Origin of the sequence: Streptomyces venetus (assembly GCF_039540295.1) — a bacterium.
Taxonomy (GTDB): Bacteria; Actinomycetota; Actinomycetes; order Streptomycetales; family Streptomycetaceae; genus Streptomyces; species Streptomyces venetus.
In genome coordinates this window covers 305,091-319,743 of record NZ_BAABET010000006.1, presented here as the reverse complement: position 1 = coordinate 319,743, position 14,653 = coordinate 305,091, and the positions used below count along the sequence as shown (strand labels likewise).

General features: G+C 71.6%; 10 protein-coding genes and 1 pseudogene. All 11 read left to right on the top strand.

Annotated features, from left to right (window positions below; translation table 11 throughout):
* The first annotated feature begins 13 nt into the window (after positions 1–13).
* The 11 genes and pseudogenes from ABEA82_RS21525 (at position 14) to ABEA82_RS21475 (ending at position 14,604) form a co-directional block, all read left to right on the top strand.
* Entirely contained in the window at positions 14–1,060 is a 1,047-nt protein-coding gene (locus ABEA82_RS21525) for a substrate-binding domain-containing protein (protein ID WP_345663204.1), read from the top strand.
* A 53-nt stretch (positions 1,061–1,113) separates the two neighbouring features.
* On the top strand, positions 1,114–2,325 hold the full coding sequence (locus ABEA82_RS21520) for a Gfo/Idh/MocA family protein (protein ID WP_345663203.1): 1,212 nt from the start codon (positions 1,114–1,116) through the stop codon (positions 2,323–2,325).
* 82 nt (positions 2,326–2,407) lie between these two features.
* Positions 2,408–3,341: pseudogene (locus tag ABEA82_RS21515) on the top strand (sugar phosphate isomerase/epimerase family protein).
* Positions 3,342–3,462: 121 nt separating this feature from the next.
* Entirely contained in the window at positions 3,463–7,185 is a 3,723-nt protein-coding gene (locus tag ABEA82_RS21510; RefSeq protein WP_345663202.1) for a ThuA domain-containing protein, read from the top strand.
* An 80-nt stretch (positions 7,186–7,265) separates the two neighbouring features.
* Positions 7,266–8,405 carry an inositol-3-phosphate synthase gene (locus ABEA82_RS21505; RefSeq protein WP_345663201.1) on the top strand — a complete coding sequence of 380 codons (1,140 nt, stop codon included), beginning with the start codon at positions 7,266–7,268 and terminating at the stop codon, positions 8,403–8,405.
* Complete coding sequence (locus tag ABEA82_RS21500; RefSeq protein ID WP_345663200.1) at positions 8,402–9,421, top strand: SCO3242 family prenyltransferase; 1,020 nt, start codon at positions 8,402–8,404, stop codon at positions 9,419–9,421. Before ABEA82_RS21505 ends, ABEA82_RS21500 begins: the two co-directional genes overlap by 4 nt.
* Entirely contained in the window at positions 9,418–10,389 is a 972-nt protein-coding gene (locus ABEA82_RS21495; protein ID WP_345663199.1) for a sugar phosphate isomerase/epimerase family protein, read from the top strand. The genes ABEA82_RS21500 and ABEA82_RS21495 overlap by 4 nt, the downstream gene beginning before the upstream one ends.
* Positions 10,386–11,111, top strand: a complete 726-nt coding sequence (locus ABEA82_RS21490; protein ID WP_345663198.1) for an EboA domain-containing protein — start codon at positions 10,386–10,388, stop codon at positions 11,109–11,111. The genes ABEA82_RS21495 and ABEA82_RS21490 overlap by 4 nt, the downstream gene beginning before the upstream one ends.
* Positions 11,111–12,022 carry a TatD family hydrolase gene (locus ABEA82_RS21485; RefSeq protein WP_345663197.1) on the top strand — a complete coding sequence of 304 codons (912 nt, stop codon included), beginning with the start codon at positions 11,111–11,113 and terminating at the stop codon, positions 12,020–12,022. The genes ABEA82_RS21490 and ABEA82_RS21485 overlap by 1 nt, the downstream gene beginning before the upstream one ends.
* Before the next feature lie 3 nt (positions 12,023–12,025).
* On the top strand, positions 12,026–13,195 hold the full coding sequence (gene eboE, locus ABEA82_RS21480) for a metabolite traffic protein EboE (protein ID WP_345663196.1): 1,170 nt from the start codon (positions 12,026–12,028) through the stop codon (positions 13,193–13,195).
* A complete protein-coding gene (locus tag ABEA82_RS21475) occupies positions 13,192–14,604 on the top strand; it encodes an alkaline phosphatase family protein (protein WP_345663195.1) in 1,413 nt (470 codons plus the stop codon). Before eboE ends, ABEA82_RS21475 begins: the two co-directional genes overlap by 4 nt.
* Positions 14,605–14,653 lie beyond the last annotated feature (49 nt).

The following is a 14,653-nucleotide window of genomic DNA, read 5'->3' as shown; positions in this document are numbered from 1 at the left end:
AGGGTTCACCGCCATGACAGAGATCACGAGCCGCAGAGGGCTGCTCTTCGGGGCCGCCGCCGTCTCCGCCGGTGCCCTCCTCACGGGGTGCACGAGCAACGAGCCCTCCGAGTCCAAGGACGAACCGGCCGGCAACGACCAGCCGGTCGCCGACGACAAGCCGGGCAAGCCTGTCACCATCGGCTTCGCCGGACCGCAGGCCGACCACGGCTGGCTCAACGCCATCAACGACAACGCCAAGGACCGCGCCAAGAAGTACTCGGACGTCACCCTGGAGATCACCGAGGGCTCCAACGACACCGCCCAGCAGATCGGCCAGATCGAGACCCTCATCAACAAGAAGGTCGACGTCCTGGTGGTGCTGCCCGCCGACGGCAAGGCCCTCACCCAGGTCGGCCTGAAGGCGATGCGCGCGGGCATCCCGGTCGTCAACCTCGACCGCATCTTCAACACCCCGCAGGCCTACCGCTGCTGGATCGGCGGCGACAACTACGGCATGGGCCTCAACGCCGGCCACTACATCGGCGAGAAACTCAAGGGCAAGTCGGGCGCCCGTGTCATCGAACTGGCCGGCCTGGACAACCTCGAGCTGACCAAGCAGCGCACCAAGGGCTTCGACGACGCCCTGAAGAACTACCCCAACATCAAGAAGGTCGCCCGGCAGGCCGCCGAGTTCACCGTCGAGTCCGGACAGGCCAAGATGGCCCAGCTGCTCCAGGCCCAGTCGAAGTTCGACGCGCTGTGGAACCACGACGACGACCAGGGCGTGGGCGCGCTGCGCGCCATCGAACAGGCCGGCCGTGACGACTTCCTGATGGTCGGCGGCGCCGGCGCGCTCTCCGCCTTCCAGGCCATCAAGCAGGACGACGGCGTGCTGAAGGCGACCGTGCTGTACCCGCCGACCATGGCCGCCTCGGCTATCGACCTGGCCCGCGCCCTCGGCCAGGGCAAGGGCATCGGCGGCATGGCCGAGTTCGAGATCCCGTCGTCGATCACGCTCTACTCGGCCGTCGTCGACAAGACCAACGTCGACCAGTACATGTCCACCGGCTTCAAGTGATCCCACCCCGCACCCCCCACGTGCACCCCGACCAGGACGAGGAGGACACCCGTATGGGACAGCCGCAGGAGCAGTCAGAGGGGACCGAGGCAGGCAAGCCACCCCTGCGTGTGGGAATGGTCGGCTACGCCTTCATGGGCGCCGCCCACTCCCAGGGCTGGCGCACCGCGGGCCGTGTCTTCGACCTGCCGCTGAACCCCGTGCAGGCCGTGATCTGCGGCCGGGACGCCGACGCCGTGCAGGCGGCGGCCGACCGGCATGGCTGGGCGTCCACCGAGACCGACTGGCGTGCCCTCGTCGAACGGGACGACGTCGACCTCGTCGACATCTGCACCCCCGGCGACAGCCACGCCGAGATCGCTCTCGCCGCCCTCGCGGCCGGCAAGCACGTCCTCTGCGAGAAACCCCTCGCCAACACCGTCGAGGAGGCCACGTCGATGACGCGGGCCGCCGAGGAGGCCTACAGCCGCGGCCAGCTGGCGATGGTCGGCTTCAACTACCGCCGGGTGCCCGCCACCGCCCAGGCCCGCCGGATGGTCGCCGAGGGCCGCCTGGGCCGACTGCGGCACGTGCGCGTGACGTACCTCCAGGACTGGCTGGTGGACCCGCAGTTCCCGCTGACCTGGCGCCTGCGCAAGGACCAGGCCGGGTCCGGCTCGCTCGGCGACCTGGGCGCGCACATCGTCGACCTCGCGCAGTACCTCGTGGGGGAGCGGCTGGCCGGCGTCTCCGCCTTGACCGAGACCTTCGTACGGGAGAGGCCCCTGCCCACCGGTGCCACGAGCGGCCTGTCCACCGTCTCCTCCGCCGGCACCGGCCAGGTCACCGTCGACGACGCCGCCCTGTTCACCGCCCGGTTCCCCTCCGGTGCCCTCGCCTCCTTCGAGGCCACCCGCTACGCCACCGGCCGGAAGAACGCCCTGCGCATCGAACTCAACGGGGAGCGCGGATCGCTCGCCTTCGACCTGGAGCGGCTCAACGAGTTGTCCTTCCACGACGGCACCGAGCCCGGCGCGGAGGCGGGCTTCCGCCGGATCCTCGTCACCGAACCCGACCACCCCTACCTGGACGCCTGGTGGCCGCCGGGCCACGGCCTCGGCTACGAACACACCTTCGTCCACCAGGCCCGCGACCTCGTCCACGCCATCGCCGAGGGCCGCCGCCCCGAACCCTCCTTCGCCGACGGGCTGCAAGTGCAGCGCGTGCTCGCGGCGGTCGAGGAGAGCGCCGAGAAGAACTCCGTCTACACACCGATCGCGCTCTGAGGAGGGCCTGCTTCCGATGCCACGCACCTTCACGCTCTTCACCGGCCAGTGGGCGGACCTCCCCCTGGAGGAAGTCTGCCGCCTGGCCCGCGACTTCGGTTACGACGGCCTGGAACTCGCCTGCTGGGGAGACCACTTCGAGGTCGACAAGGCACTCGCCGACCCGTCGTACCTGGACGGCCGCCGGGCCCTGCTCGACAAGTACGGCCTCAAGTGCTGGGCCGTCTCCAACCACCTGGTCGGCCAGGCCGTCTGCGACGCCATCATCGACGAGCGGCACCAGGCGATCGTGCCGGGGGAGGTGTGGGGCGACGGAGACCCGGAGGGGGTCCGGCAGCGGGCCGCGGAGCGCATGAAGGACACCGCCCGGGCAGCGGCCGCCTTCGGGGTGAACACCGTCATCGGGTTCACCGGATCCGCCATCTGGCACCTCGTCGCCATGTTCCCGCCCGCCCCCGAGGCGATGATCGAACGCGGCTACCAGGACTTCGCCGACCGCTGGAACCCGATCCTGGACGTCTTCGACGCCGAGGGCGTGCGGTTCGCGCACGAGGTCCACCCCAGCGAGATCGCCTACGACTACTGGACGACGGTGCGCGCGCTGGAGGGCGGTGGGCCGGCGCCCCGCCTTCGGGCTCAACTTCGACCCCTCGCACTTCGTCTGGCAGGACCTCGACCCGGTCGGCTTCCTCTGGGACTTCCGCGACCGCATCTACCACGTCGACTGCAAGGAGGCCCGCAAGCGCCTCGACGGACGCAACGGCCGGCTCGGCTCCCACCTGCCCTGGGGCGACCCCAGGCGCGGCTGGGACTTCGTCTCCGCAGGCCACGGCGACGTCCCCTGGGAGGACGTCTTCCGGATGCTGCGCTCCATCGACTACCAGGGCCCGGTCTCCGTCGAGTGGGAGGACGCCGGCATGGACCGGCTCCAGGGCGCGCCCGAGGCGCTGACCCGTCTCAAGGCCTTCGACTTCGAGCCGCCCAGCGCGTCCTTCGACGCGGCGTTCAACAGCTGAACCACGCACCTTCCTCGTGTTCAGGTCACACACACCTCCGGGGTGACGGCGCACCCCGGCGCCCGCACCGCACGTCCACGCACCCATCCCGTACGGCCCACCCCGTTCCCGGAGGGACTTCGTGCACAGAACCAGACCGAGAAGCGCCCGCGCCACGAGGGGCCCCGAACTGCGCACCGCTCTCGCCCTGTTCACCGGCCTGCTCCTCGCCGTGGGCACCCCGGCCACGGTCGCCGGTGCCCACCCCGGCCACCCGGAACACGACGCACCGGCCGCCGCCGAGGGGCAGTTCCAGCAGGTGCCGCTCGCCAAGGGCGAACCAGAGATGGGCGAGCCCATGTCGCTCGCCGTACTCCCGGACCGCAGCGTGCTGCACACCTCGCGCGACGGCACGCTGCGCCTCACCGACCAGGGCGGCGTCACCAAGGTCGCCGGCAAGATCCCCGTCTACAGCCATGACGAGGAAGGCCTCCAGGGTGTCGGCGTCGACCCGGACTTCAAGAACAACCGGGCGATCTACCTCTACTACGCCCCGCCGCTCGACACCCCCGCGGGCGACGCCCCGGAGACCGGCACCGCCGAGGACTTCAAGAAGTTCGACGGCGTCAACCGCCTCTCCCGCTTCGTACTGAACACCAACGGCACACTGAACACGGCCAGCGAGAAGAAGGTCATCGACGTCGCGGCCTCCCGCGGCACCTGCTGCCACGTCGGCGGCGACATCGACTTCGACGCGGACGGCAACCTCTACCTGTCGACCGGCGACGACACCAACCCCTTCGCCTCCGACGGCTACACGCCGATCGACGACCGGCCGAACCGCAACCCGGCCTTCGACGCGCGCCGCAGCTCCGCCAACACCAACGACCTGCGCGGCAAGATCCTGCGCATCAAGGTCGCCGAGGACGGCTCGTACACCGTCCCGGAGGGCAACCTCTTCGCCCCGGGCACCGAGAAGACCCGCCCCGAGATCTACGCGATGGGCTTCCGCAACCCGTTCCGGATGAGCGTCGACGACAAGACCGGCATCGTCCACGTCGGCGACTACGGCCCTGACGCGGGCGCCGCCGACCCCAAGCGCGGCCCGGCGGGGCAGGTCGAGTTCGCCAAGGTCACCAAGGCCGCGAACTTCGGCTGGCCGTTCTGCACCGGCAACAACGACGCCTACGTCGACTACGACTTCGCCACCAAGGAGTCCGGCGAGAAGTTCGACTGCGCCGCTCCGAAGAACACCTCGCCCTACAACACGGGCCTCACCGACCTGCCGCCCGCGCAGGCCGCCTGGATCCCGTACGACGACGCCTCCGTGCCCGAGTTCGGCAGCGGCTCCGAGTCCCCGATGGCCGGCCCCGTCTACCGCTACGACCCCGGGCTCGACTCCAAGGTGAAGTTCCCCGAGGCCTACGACGGTGACTTCTTCGCCGGTGAGTTCGGGCGCCGCTGGATCAAGCGGATCGAGCAGAACGACGACGGCTCCGTCGCGAAGATCAACGACTTCCCGTGGACCGGCACCCAGATCATGGACATGGAGTTCGGCCCCGACGGCGCGCTCTACGTCCTCGACTACGGCGTCTCCTGGTTCCAGGGCGACGAGAACTCCGCGCTGTACCGCATCGAGAACGCCGAGGACGGCTTCTCCCCGATCGCCGAGGTCAGCGCCGACAAGACGTCCGGAGCGGCCGGCCTGAAGGTCACCTTCACCGGCTCCGCCAAGGACGCCGACTCCCCGAACCTCACCTACAGCTGGGACTTCGGCGACGGTACCAAGGGCGAGGGCCTCAACCCCACCCACACGTACAGGAAGGTCGGGACCTACACCGCCACCTTCACGGCCAAGGACCCCGAGGGGAACACCGGCAACGCCAGCACCCGGATCGTGGTCGGCAACACCGAGCCCAAGGTGAAGATGGACATCCCGGGCAACGGCACCATGGCCGAGTTCGGCAAGCCCGTCCCCTTCAAGGTGACCGTCACCGACCCCGAGGAGACGATCGACTGCTCCAAGGTCAAGGTCACCTACAGCCTCGGCCACGACTCCCACGCCCACGAACTGACCAGCGAGATGGGCTGCGAGGGCACCCTGACACCGCCCCCCGGTGACGGCGGCCACGACCCCAACGCCAACATCTACGGCGTCGTCGGCGCCAGTTACACCGACGGCGGGGCGAACGGCCAGGAGGCCCTGACCGGCACCGCCCGCGCCGTGCTCCAGCCGCTGCACCGCCAGGGCGAGCACTTCACCACCCAGTCGGGCATCTCGCTGATCGACAAGACCGGCGCCAACGGCGGCAAGACCGTCGGCAACATCGACGACGGCGACTGGATCTCCTTCTCCCCCTACCGGTTCGACGGGCAGAAGAAGATGACCGTGCGGGCCTCCTCCGGCGGCGCGGGCGGCTTCATCGAACTGCGCACCGGCTCGCCCGACGGTCCGCTGCACGGCTCGGCGTACATCCCGCCGACCGGCGGCTGGGAGACCTTCCAGAACATCGACGTGCCCCTGCGGTCGCTGCCGAAGAAGACCACGGACATCTACCTGGTCTTCAAGGGCGGCGAGGGCGCGCTGTACGACGTGGACGACTTCGAGTTCTCCAACGAGCCGTTCACGGGCGGCAAGAAGGTCCTGGTCTTCTCCAAGACCGGAGGCTTCCGGCACGACTCCATCCCGGCCGGCATCACCGCCCTCAAGGAGCTCGGCGGCCCGGCCGGCATCACGGTCGACGCGACCGAGGAGGCCCGGCAGTTCACCACGACCAACCTCGCCAAGTACGACGCGGTGGCCTTCCTGTCCACCACCGGTGACGTCCTCGACGCCGAGCAGCAGAAGGCGTTCGAGAACTACGTGGCCGGCGGCGGCGGGTACATGGGCATCCACGCGGCTGCCGACACCGAGTACGACTGGCCGTTCTACGGCGGCCTGGTCGGCGCCTACTTCGACTCGCACCCCGCCATCCAGAAGGCCACCGTGCGTGTCGAGGACCACGACCACCCGTCCACCGCGCACCTCGGCGACGCCTGGGAGCGCACCGACGAGTGGTACAACTACCGCACCAACCCGCGTGAGCAGGCCAAGGTGCTCGCCACCCTGGACGAGACCACCTACCAGGGCGGCACCATGAAGGGCGACCACCCGATCGCCTGGTGCCAGAGCTACGGCGGCGGCCGCTCCTTCTACACCGGCGGCGGCCACACCAAGGAGTCCTACGCCGAGGAGGCCTTCCGCGCTCATCTGCTCGGCGGTCTCCAGTACGCCACCGGCCAGGTGAAGGCGGACTGCAAGCCGGGCAAGGACTACCGGAAGATCTTCAACGGCCAGACGCTGGACGGCTGGAAGCAGGCCGGCCCCGGCACGTTCAACGTCAAGGACGGCACCCTGGAGACCGAGGGCGGCATGGGCCTGCTCTGGTACCAGGCCAAGGAGCTGAAGTCGTACTCGCTCAAGCTCGACTGGAAGATGCGGGGCGACGACAACTCCGGGATCTTCGTGGGCTTCCCGGCCTCCGACGACCCCTGGTCCGCGGTGAACAAGGGCTACGAGATCCAGATCGACGCCACGGACGCGGCCGACCGCACCACGGGCTCCGTCTACTCGTTCAAGTCGGCGAACATCAAGGCCCGTGACCAGGTTCTGCGGCCGCCCGGCCAGTGGAACTCCTACGAGATCAAGGTCCAGGGCGAACGCCTCCAGGTGTTCCTCAACGGAGTCAAGATCAACGACTTCACCAACAAGGACCCCGAGCGGAGCCTGACCGACGGCTACATCGGCCTGCAGAACCATGGCGCCGACGACCAGGTCTCCTTCCGCACCATCCAGTTGAAGGAACTGCCCGTCAAGGGTGACTGAACGGCGGCGGGCGGGGGACGCCGGACCCCCGCCCGCCGTCTCCTGCCACCCCGGGTTCACGCACGATCAGGAGGCTGCCCATGTCCGCGTCCCTCTCCCGACCGCGTGTGGGGGTGTGGCTGATCGGAGCACGAGGCTCCGTCGCCACCACCGTCGTCACGGGGTGCGCCGCCGTCAGCGCGGGACTGCATCCGCCCACCGGCATGGTGACCGAGACACCGGCGTTCACCGGCAGCGGCCTGCCCGCGCTGTCCGACCTCGTCTTCGGGGGCCACGACACCCTCGACTGCCCCCTGCCCAAACGCGCCGAGGCCCTGACCGCCGGCGGCGTCCTCCCGCCGGGCGTCGCCACCGCCGTCGCCGCGGAACTCGCGGTCGCCGACCGGGAGATCAGGCCCGGTGGCCCGACGCCGGGGGACACCAGGAGCGAAGCCGAACTGATCACGGCCTTCGCCGGCGACATACGCGACTTCGTGCACCGCCACGAGCTGGAGCGGGCCGTGGTGGTGAACGTCGCCTCCACCGAACCCGCGTCCCACGGGCCCCACGCCCCGCTGCCGGCCAGCACCCTGTACGCGCTGGCGGCCCTGCGCGCGGGCTGCTCCTACGTCAACTTCACCCCCTCCGAGGGCATGCACCACCCCGTTGCCGCCCGCGAGGCCGAGCGGAGCGGCCTGCCCCACGCCGGCCGGGACGGCAAGACCGGGCAGACACTGCTGCGAGCCGTACTGGGCCCGATGTTCGCCCAGCGTGCCCTCACGGTCCGCGCCTGGTCCGGGACCAACCTCCTCGGCGGCGGCGACGGCGCGGCCCTCGCCGACCCCGCCGCCGCGGCGGCGAAGAACGCCGGCAAGGAACGCGTCCTCGCCGACACCCTCGGCAGCGTCCCCGAGGGCGAGGTCCACATCGACGACGTCCCCGCCCTCGGCGACTGGAAGACCGCCTGGGACCACATCGCCTTCGACGGTTTCCTCGGCACCCGCATGATCCTCCAGACCATCTGGCAGGGCTGCGACTCCGCCCTGGCGGCTCCGCTCGTCCTCGACCTCGCCCGCCTGACGGCACGTGCCCACGAGACGGGGCTGTCCGGACCGCTCGGCGCACTCGGCTTCTACTTCAAGGACCCGGTGGGGGAGGGGCCGTCGGGGCTGGGTGAGCAGTACGAGGCACTGGTCCGGTTCGCACTGAGCCTCGGCGAGGGGAAGGAGGGCCGCCGGTGACACGGCGCGAGAACGCTCCCGGCCGCCAGGGCGGCACAGGGGAGGCGGCCACCCAGACGCGCCCCGAGCCCCACGGCCGCTCAGGGCGCGCTCGCGCCTGGGCCGAACTCCTGCGGCTGCCCGCCCTGTTCAGCGTGCCGGGCGACGCCCTCGCCGGCACCGCCGCCGCCGGGGCACCGCCCAACTCCCGCACCCTGCTCGCCATCGGCTCCTCCCTCTGCCTGTACGAGGCCGGCATGGCCCTCAACGACTGGGCGGACCGCGAGGTGGACGCCGTCGAACGCCCGCACCGCCCCCTGCCCTCCGGCCGCGTCCGGCCGTCCGCCGCGCTCACCGCGGCCTGCGTCCTCACCGCGGGCGGACTGGCGCTCGCGGCCCGAGCAGGCCGCCCGGCCCTGGCCGTCGCCGCGCCCCTGGCGGCGACCGTCTGGGCCTACGACCTCACCCTGAAGCACACCCCCGCGGGCCCCGTGGCCATGGCAGCGGCCCGCGGACTCGACCTGCTCCTGGGAGCCGCCGCCACGACCGGCCGGGCCCGAGAGGCACTGCCCTCCGCGGCCCTCCTCGGCACCCACACCCTCGCCGTCACGACCGTCTCCCGGCAGGAAGCCCAGGGCGGCTCGCCCCTGGCCCCCTTGGCGGCGCTCGCCACGACCGCCCTGCTGACCCGTGCGGTCACCAACCGCCGCCCGGACCACCGAGAAGCAGCCGCTCATGACCTCCCCGGGCCCCGGGCCACTCGGCCTCCCGAGCCTGCGCCCGGCCGGAAAGCCGCGGCACATGTCACCACCCTCCTCGCAGCCGCCTACGCCGCCACCACCGCCCGGCCCTACGTCCACGCCGCCCTCAACCCCTCACCTCCTCTCACCCAACGAGCCGTCGGCGCCGGCATCCGCGCCACGATCCCCCTCCAGGCCACCCTGGCCGCCCGCTCCGAGGGACCGGCCAGGGCCCTCCTCATAGCGGCCCTGGCACCGCTCGGAGCCAGGTTCGCGAAGAAGGTGAGCGTGACGTGACCCCAGGGACCGCTCCTCTCGCCGCCCCCCGGCGTCTGCGCTTCGGCTACGGCACCAACGGCCTCGCCGACCTCCGGCTCGACGACGCGCTCTCCCTGCTCGCCGACCTCGGCTACGACGGCGTCGGGCTGACCCTCGACCACATGCACCTCGACCCGCTCGCCCCCGGCCTCGCCACCCGCACCCGCGAGGTCGCGCACCGACTGGGCGAGCTCGGTCTCGGCGTCACCGTGGAGACGGGCGCCCGCTATGTGCTAGACCCGCGCCGCAAACACGGCCCCTCCCTGCTGGACCCTGACCCCGGTGACCGGGCCAGCCGCGTCGACCTGCTCCTGCGAGCCGTCCGGGTCGCGGCCGACCTCGGCGCGCACGCGGTGCACTGCTTCAGCGGGGTCGTCCCGGCGGGCACCGACACCGACACCGCGTGGAAGCGCCTCGCCGAGAGCCTCACGCCCGTCCTGGAGGCCGCCGCGTCCGCCGGCACACCGCTCGCCGTCGAACCCGAACCGGGCCACCTCCTCGCCACCCTGGCCGACTTCCACCACCTCCGACGCATCCTCGGCGACCCCGAGCCCCTCGGTCTCACCCTCGACCTCGGCCACTGCCACTGCCTCGAACCCCTCTCTCCCGCCGACTGCGTGCGCGACGCCGCCCCCTGGCTGCGGCACGTCCAGATCGAGGACATGCGGCGCGGCGTCCACGAGCACCTCCCCTTCGGGGACGGCGAGATCGACTTCCCGCCGGTCCTGGCGGCCCTCGCCACCTCGGGCTACCAGGGCCTGACCGTCGTCGAGCTGCCCCGCCACTCCCACGCCGGTCCCCACTACGCCGAACACTCCCTCCCGTTCCTCCAGCACGCCGAGCGGACCGCGGCCACCCTGACGCGGTCCCCCGCTCCGGCCCTCCAGCAGGCCGCGCCACCCCACGGCGCTCCCTCCACCACCCCTGAAGGGAGCAGCACCAGATGACCCACCCCCGCGCCACACCCCCGGCGAGAACGGAGAGCACCACCCACACCGGCCGACCAGGTCCCGACACCGCCCGCACCCCCTCCCTCACCGATCTCCGTGACCACCTCACCACCCAGCTCGACCCGGCCGCCCGCGCCTGGCTGGAGCACGCCCTGGACGAGGCCACCGCCCACCCCGGCCTCCACGGACCCATCTCCGTGTGGGAACTGCGTCTCGCCGAGGCCGGCCGCCGTTGCGGAGCCGCGCACGCCGACGCCGCACGCGTCCTCATCCTCGACGCGGCCCACGCCGACACGGACGCCCTCACCCGGGTGTACTTCCAGGGCACCGCCGACGAGCGCCGCGCCGTCCTGCACGCCCTGCCCCACCTCGTGTCCGGCCCGGGCGCCCTCCCGCTCGTCGAGGACGCCCTGCGCACCAACGACACCCGGCTCCTCGGCGTCGCCGTCGGCCCGTACGCGGCTCGGCACCTGCCGCCCCACGACTGGCGTCACGCCGTGCTGAAGTGCCTGTTCACCGGTGTGCCCGTCGACCGCGTGGCAGGTCTGGAGGAGCGCTCCCGCGGCGACGGCGAACTCGCCCGCATGCTGGCCGACCACGCCGCCGAACGCACCGCCGCCGGCCGCCCCGTCCCCGAGGACCTGCACCGCGTCCTGGACCTGACCGAGTCCGTTCCCCCGGCCCCCGGCGCGGACCACCCCCACGGCAAGGAGTCCTGATGCGCATCTTCGACCCGCACATCCACATGACGTCCCGGACCACCGACGACTACGAGGCCATGCACGCCGCCGGCGTCCGCGCCGTCGTCGAACCCTCCTTCTGGCTCGGCCAGCCCCGCACCTCCCCCGCCTCCTTCCGTGACTACTTCGACTCCCTCCTCGGCTGGGAGCCCTTCCGCGCCGCCCAGTACGGCATCGCCCACCACTGCACCATCGCCCTCAACCCCAAGGAGGCGAACGACCCGCGCTGCGCGCCCGTCCTCGACGAGCTGCCCCGGTATCTCGTCAAGGACAACGTCGTGGCCGTCGGCGAGATCGGCTACGACTCGATGACCCCCGCCGAGGACACCGCCCTCGCCGCGCAGCTCCAGCTCGCCGCCGACCACGGCCTGCCCGCCCTCGTGCACACCCCGCACCGCGACAAGCTCGCCGGTCTGCGCCGCACCCTCGACGCCGTCCGCGAGTCCGCACTCCCCGCGGAACGCGTCCTGGTCGACCACCTCAACGAGACCACCGTCAAGGAGGCCAAGGACAGCGGCTGCTGGCTGGGTTTCTCCGTCTACCCGGACACCAAGATGGACGAGGAGCGGATGGTGGCCATCCTGCGCGCCTACGGGCCCGAGCAGGTCCTGGTCAACTCCGCCGCGGACTGGGGGAAGAGCGACCCGCTCAAGACCCGCAAGGTCGCCGACCTGATGCTGGCCGAGGGCTTCGGCGAGGACGACGTCGACCGGGTGCTGTGGCGCAACCCCGTCGCCTTCTACGGGCTCAGCGGCCGGCTGAACCTGGACGTCACCGGCACGGAGGCCACCCACGAGGGCAACTCCATCCTCCGCGGCGCCCCGAAGGACCCGCACGAGCCGGACCCCGGCCCGCAGGCGCCGGTCCGCGTCCCCGCCACGGAGGCGTGAACCATGCGCTTCCGCCACCCCGACGGCTCCACCGTCCACCTCGCCTACTGCACCAACGTCCACCCCGCCGAGACCCTCGACGGCGTCCTCGCCCAGCTCCGGGACCACTGCGAACCCGTGCGCCGCCGCCTGGGCCGCGACCGGCTCGGCATCGGGCTCTGGCTCGCCAAGGACGCCGCCCGCACCCTGCACACCGACCCGTCCGCACTGCGCGGGCTGCGCGGTGAGCTCGACCGGCGCGGCCTCGAGGTCGTCACTCTCAACGGCTTTCCCTACGAGGGCTTCGGTGCCGAGGAGGTCAAGTACCGCGTCTACAAACCGGACTGGGCCGATCCCGAACGCCTCGACCACACCACCGCCCTGGCCCGGGTCCTCGCCGGGCTCCTCCCCGACGACGTCACCGACGGCACCATCTCCACCCTCCCCTTGGCCTGGCGCACCGCGTACGACGAGGAGCGCGCGGAGACCGCCCGCGCCGCCCTGCGCACCCTCGCCGAACGCCTCGACGCCATCGAGGAGCTGACCGGCCGCTCCATCCGCGTCGGGCTGGAACCGGAACCTGGCTGTGTCGTCGAGACCACCCACGACGCCATCGCCCCGCTCACCGCGATCGCCCACGACCGCATCGGCATCTGTGTCGACACCTGCCACCTCGCCACCTCCTTCGAAGACCCGCACACCGCCCTGGACGCCCTCACCGCGGCCCGCGTCCCCGTCGTCAAATCCCAGCTCTCCGCCGCACTGCACGCCGAACACCCCCATCTCCCCGAGGTCCGTGAAGCTCTCGCCGCCTTCGCCGAACCCCGCTTCCTGCACCAGACCCGTACCTCCACCGCCGCCGGCCTGCGCGCCACCGACGACCTCGACGAGGCCCTCGCGGGCCACGCCCTGCCGGACGCCGCCCCCTGGCGGGCCCACTTCCACGTCCCCCTGCACGCGGACCCCGCCGCACCTCTCACCTCCACACTCCCGGTCCTGCAATCCGCACTGACCCGGCTCGTCGGCGGCCCTGCCCCGCTCACCCGCCACCTGGAGGTCGAGACCTACACCTGGCAGGCCCTCCCGCCCGAGCTGCGCCCCAAGGGCCGCGCCCAGCTCGCCGAGGGCATAGCCGCCGAACTCGCCCTCGCCCGCGACCTGTTGACGGACCTCGGCCTGAAGGAGCTGCCATGAGCACCCCTGAGCACCCGGCCCCCGACACTCATGGCCGCCCCACCCCGCTCCTCGTCCTCGACGTCGTCGGCCTCACCCCCCGTCTCCTCGACCACATGCCCCATCTCAAGGCGCTCGGCCGATCCGGCTCCCACGCCCCGCTGAGCACCGTCCTGCCCGCCGTCACCTGCGCCGCCCAGTCCACGTTCCTCACCGGCACCATGCCCTCGGAGCACGGCATCGTCGGCAACGGCTGGTACTTCCGCGAACTCGGCGACGTCCTCCTGTGGCGCCAGCACAACGGACTCGTGGCCGGCGACAAACTCTGGGACGCCGCCCGCCGCGCCCACCCCGGCTACACCGTCGCCAACATCTGCTGGTGGTACGCCATGGGCGCCGACACCGACATCACGGTCACCCCCCGTCCCGTCTACTACGCCGACGGCCGCAAGGAACCCGACTGCTACACCAGACCGGCCGCGCTCCACGACGAACTCACCGAGAAACTCGGTACGTTCCCCCTGTTCCACTTCTGGGGCCCCGGAGCGGACCTCGTCTCGAGCCGGTGGATCATCGACGCCACCCGTCACATCATCCGCACCCGGCACCCCGACCTGACGCTCTGCTACCTCCCTCACCTCGACTACGACCTACAGCGCTATGGCCCCGACGACCCGCGCTCCCTGAAGGCCGCCGCCGACCTCGACGCCGCCATGGCCCCGCTCCTGGACGACGCCCGCGCCGAGGGCCGCACGGTCGTCGCCCTGTCCGAGTACGGCATCACCCGGGTGAACCGGCCCGTCGACATCAACCGCGCCCTGCGCCGCGCCGGCCTGCTGGAGGTGCACACGCAGGACGGCATGGAGTACCTCGACCCGATGGCGTCCCGGGCCTTCGCCGTCGCCGACCACCAGATCGCCCACGTCTATGTGCGCCGCCCCGAAGACCTCGACGCCACCCGGGCCGCACTCGACGGCCTGCCGGGAATCGGCCAACTCCTCGACGACGAGGGCAAGAAGACCCACCATCTCGACCATCCCCGCGCGGGCGAACTCGTCGCCGTGGCGGAACCGGACGCCTGGTTCACGTACTACTACTGGCTCGACGACGCCCACGCGCCCGACTTCGCGCAGCTCGTCGAGATCCACCGCAAACCCGGCTACGACCCGGTCGAGCTCTTCATGGATCCCCTCGACCCCTACGTCAAGGTCAAGGCGGCCACCGCACTGGCGCGCAAGAAGCTCGGCATGCGCTACCGCATGGCGGTCGTGCCCCTGGATCCCTCACCTATTCGCGGCAGCCACGGCCGCCTTCCGGAGAGCGACGACGACGGTCCGCTCCTCATCTGCTCCACCCCCCGTGCCGTCGGTGACCGCGTCGCGGCCACCGATGTGAAGTCACTGCTGCTCCGACTCGCCGGTCTCGCCTGAGGCCGTAGCGCTCAGTTCCGACTGGTCACAAGTGAAGCACTCACCACTG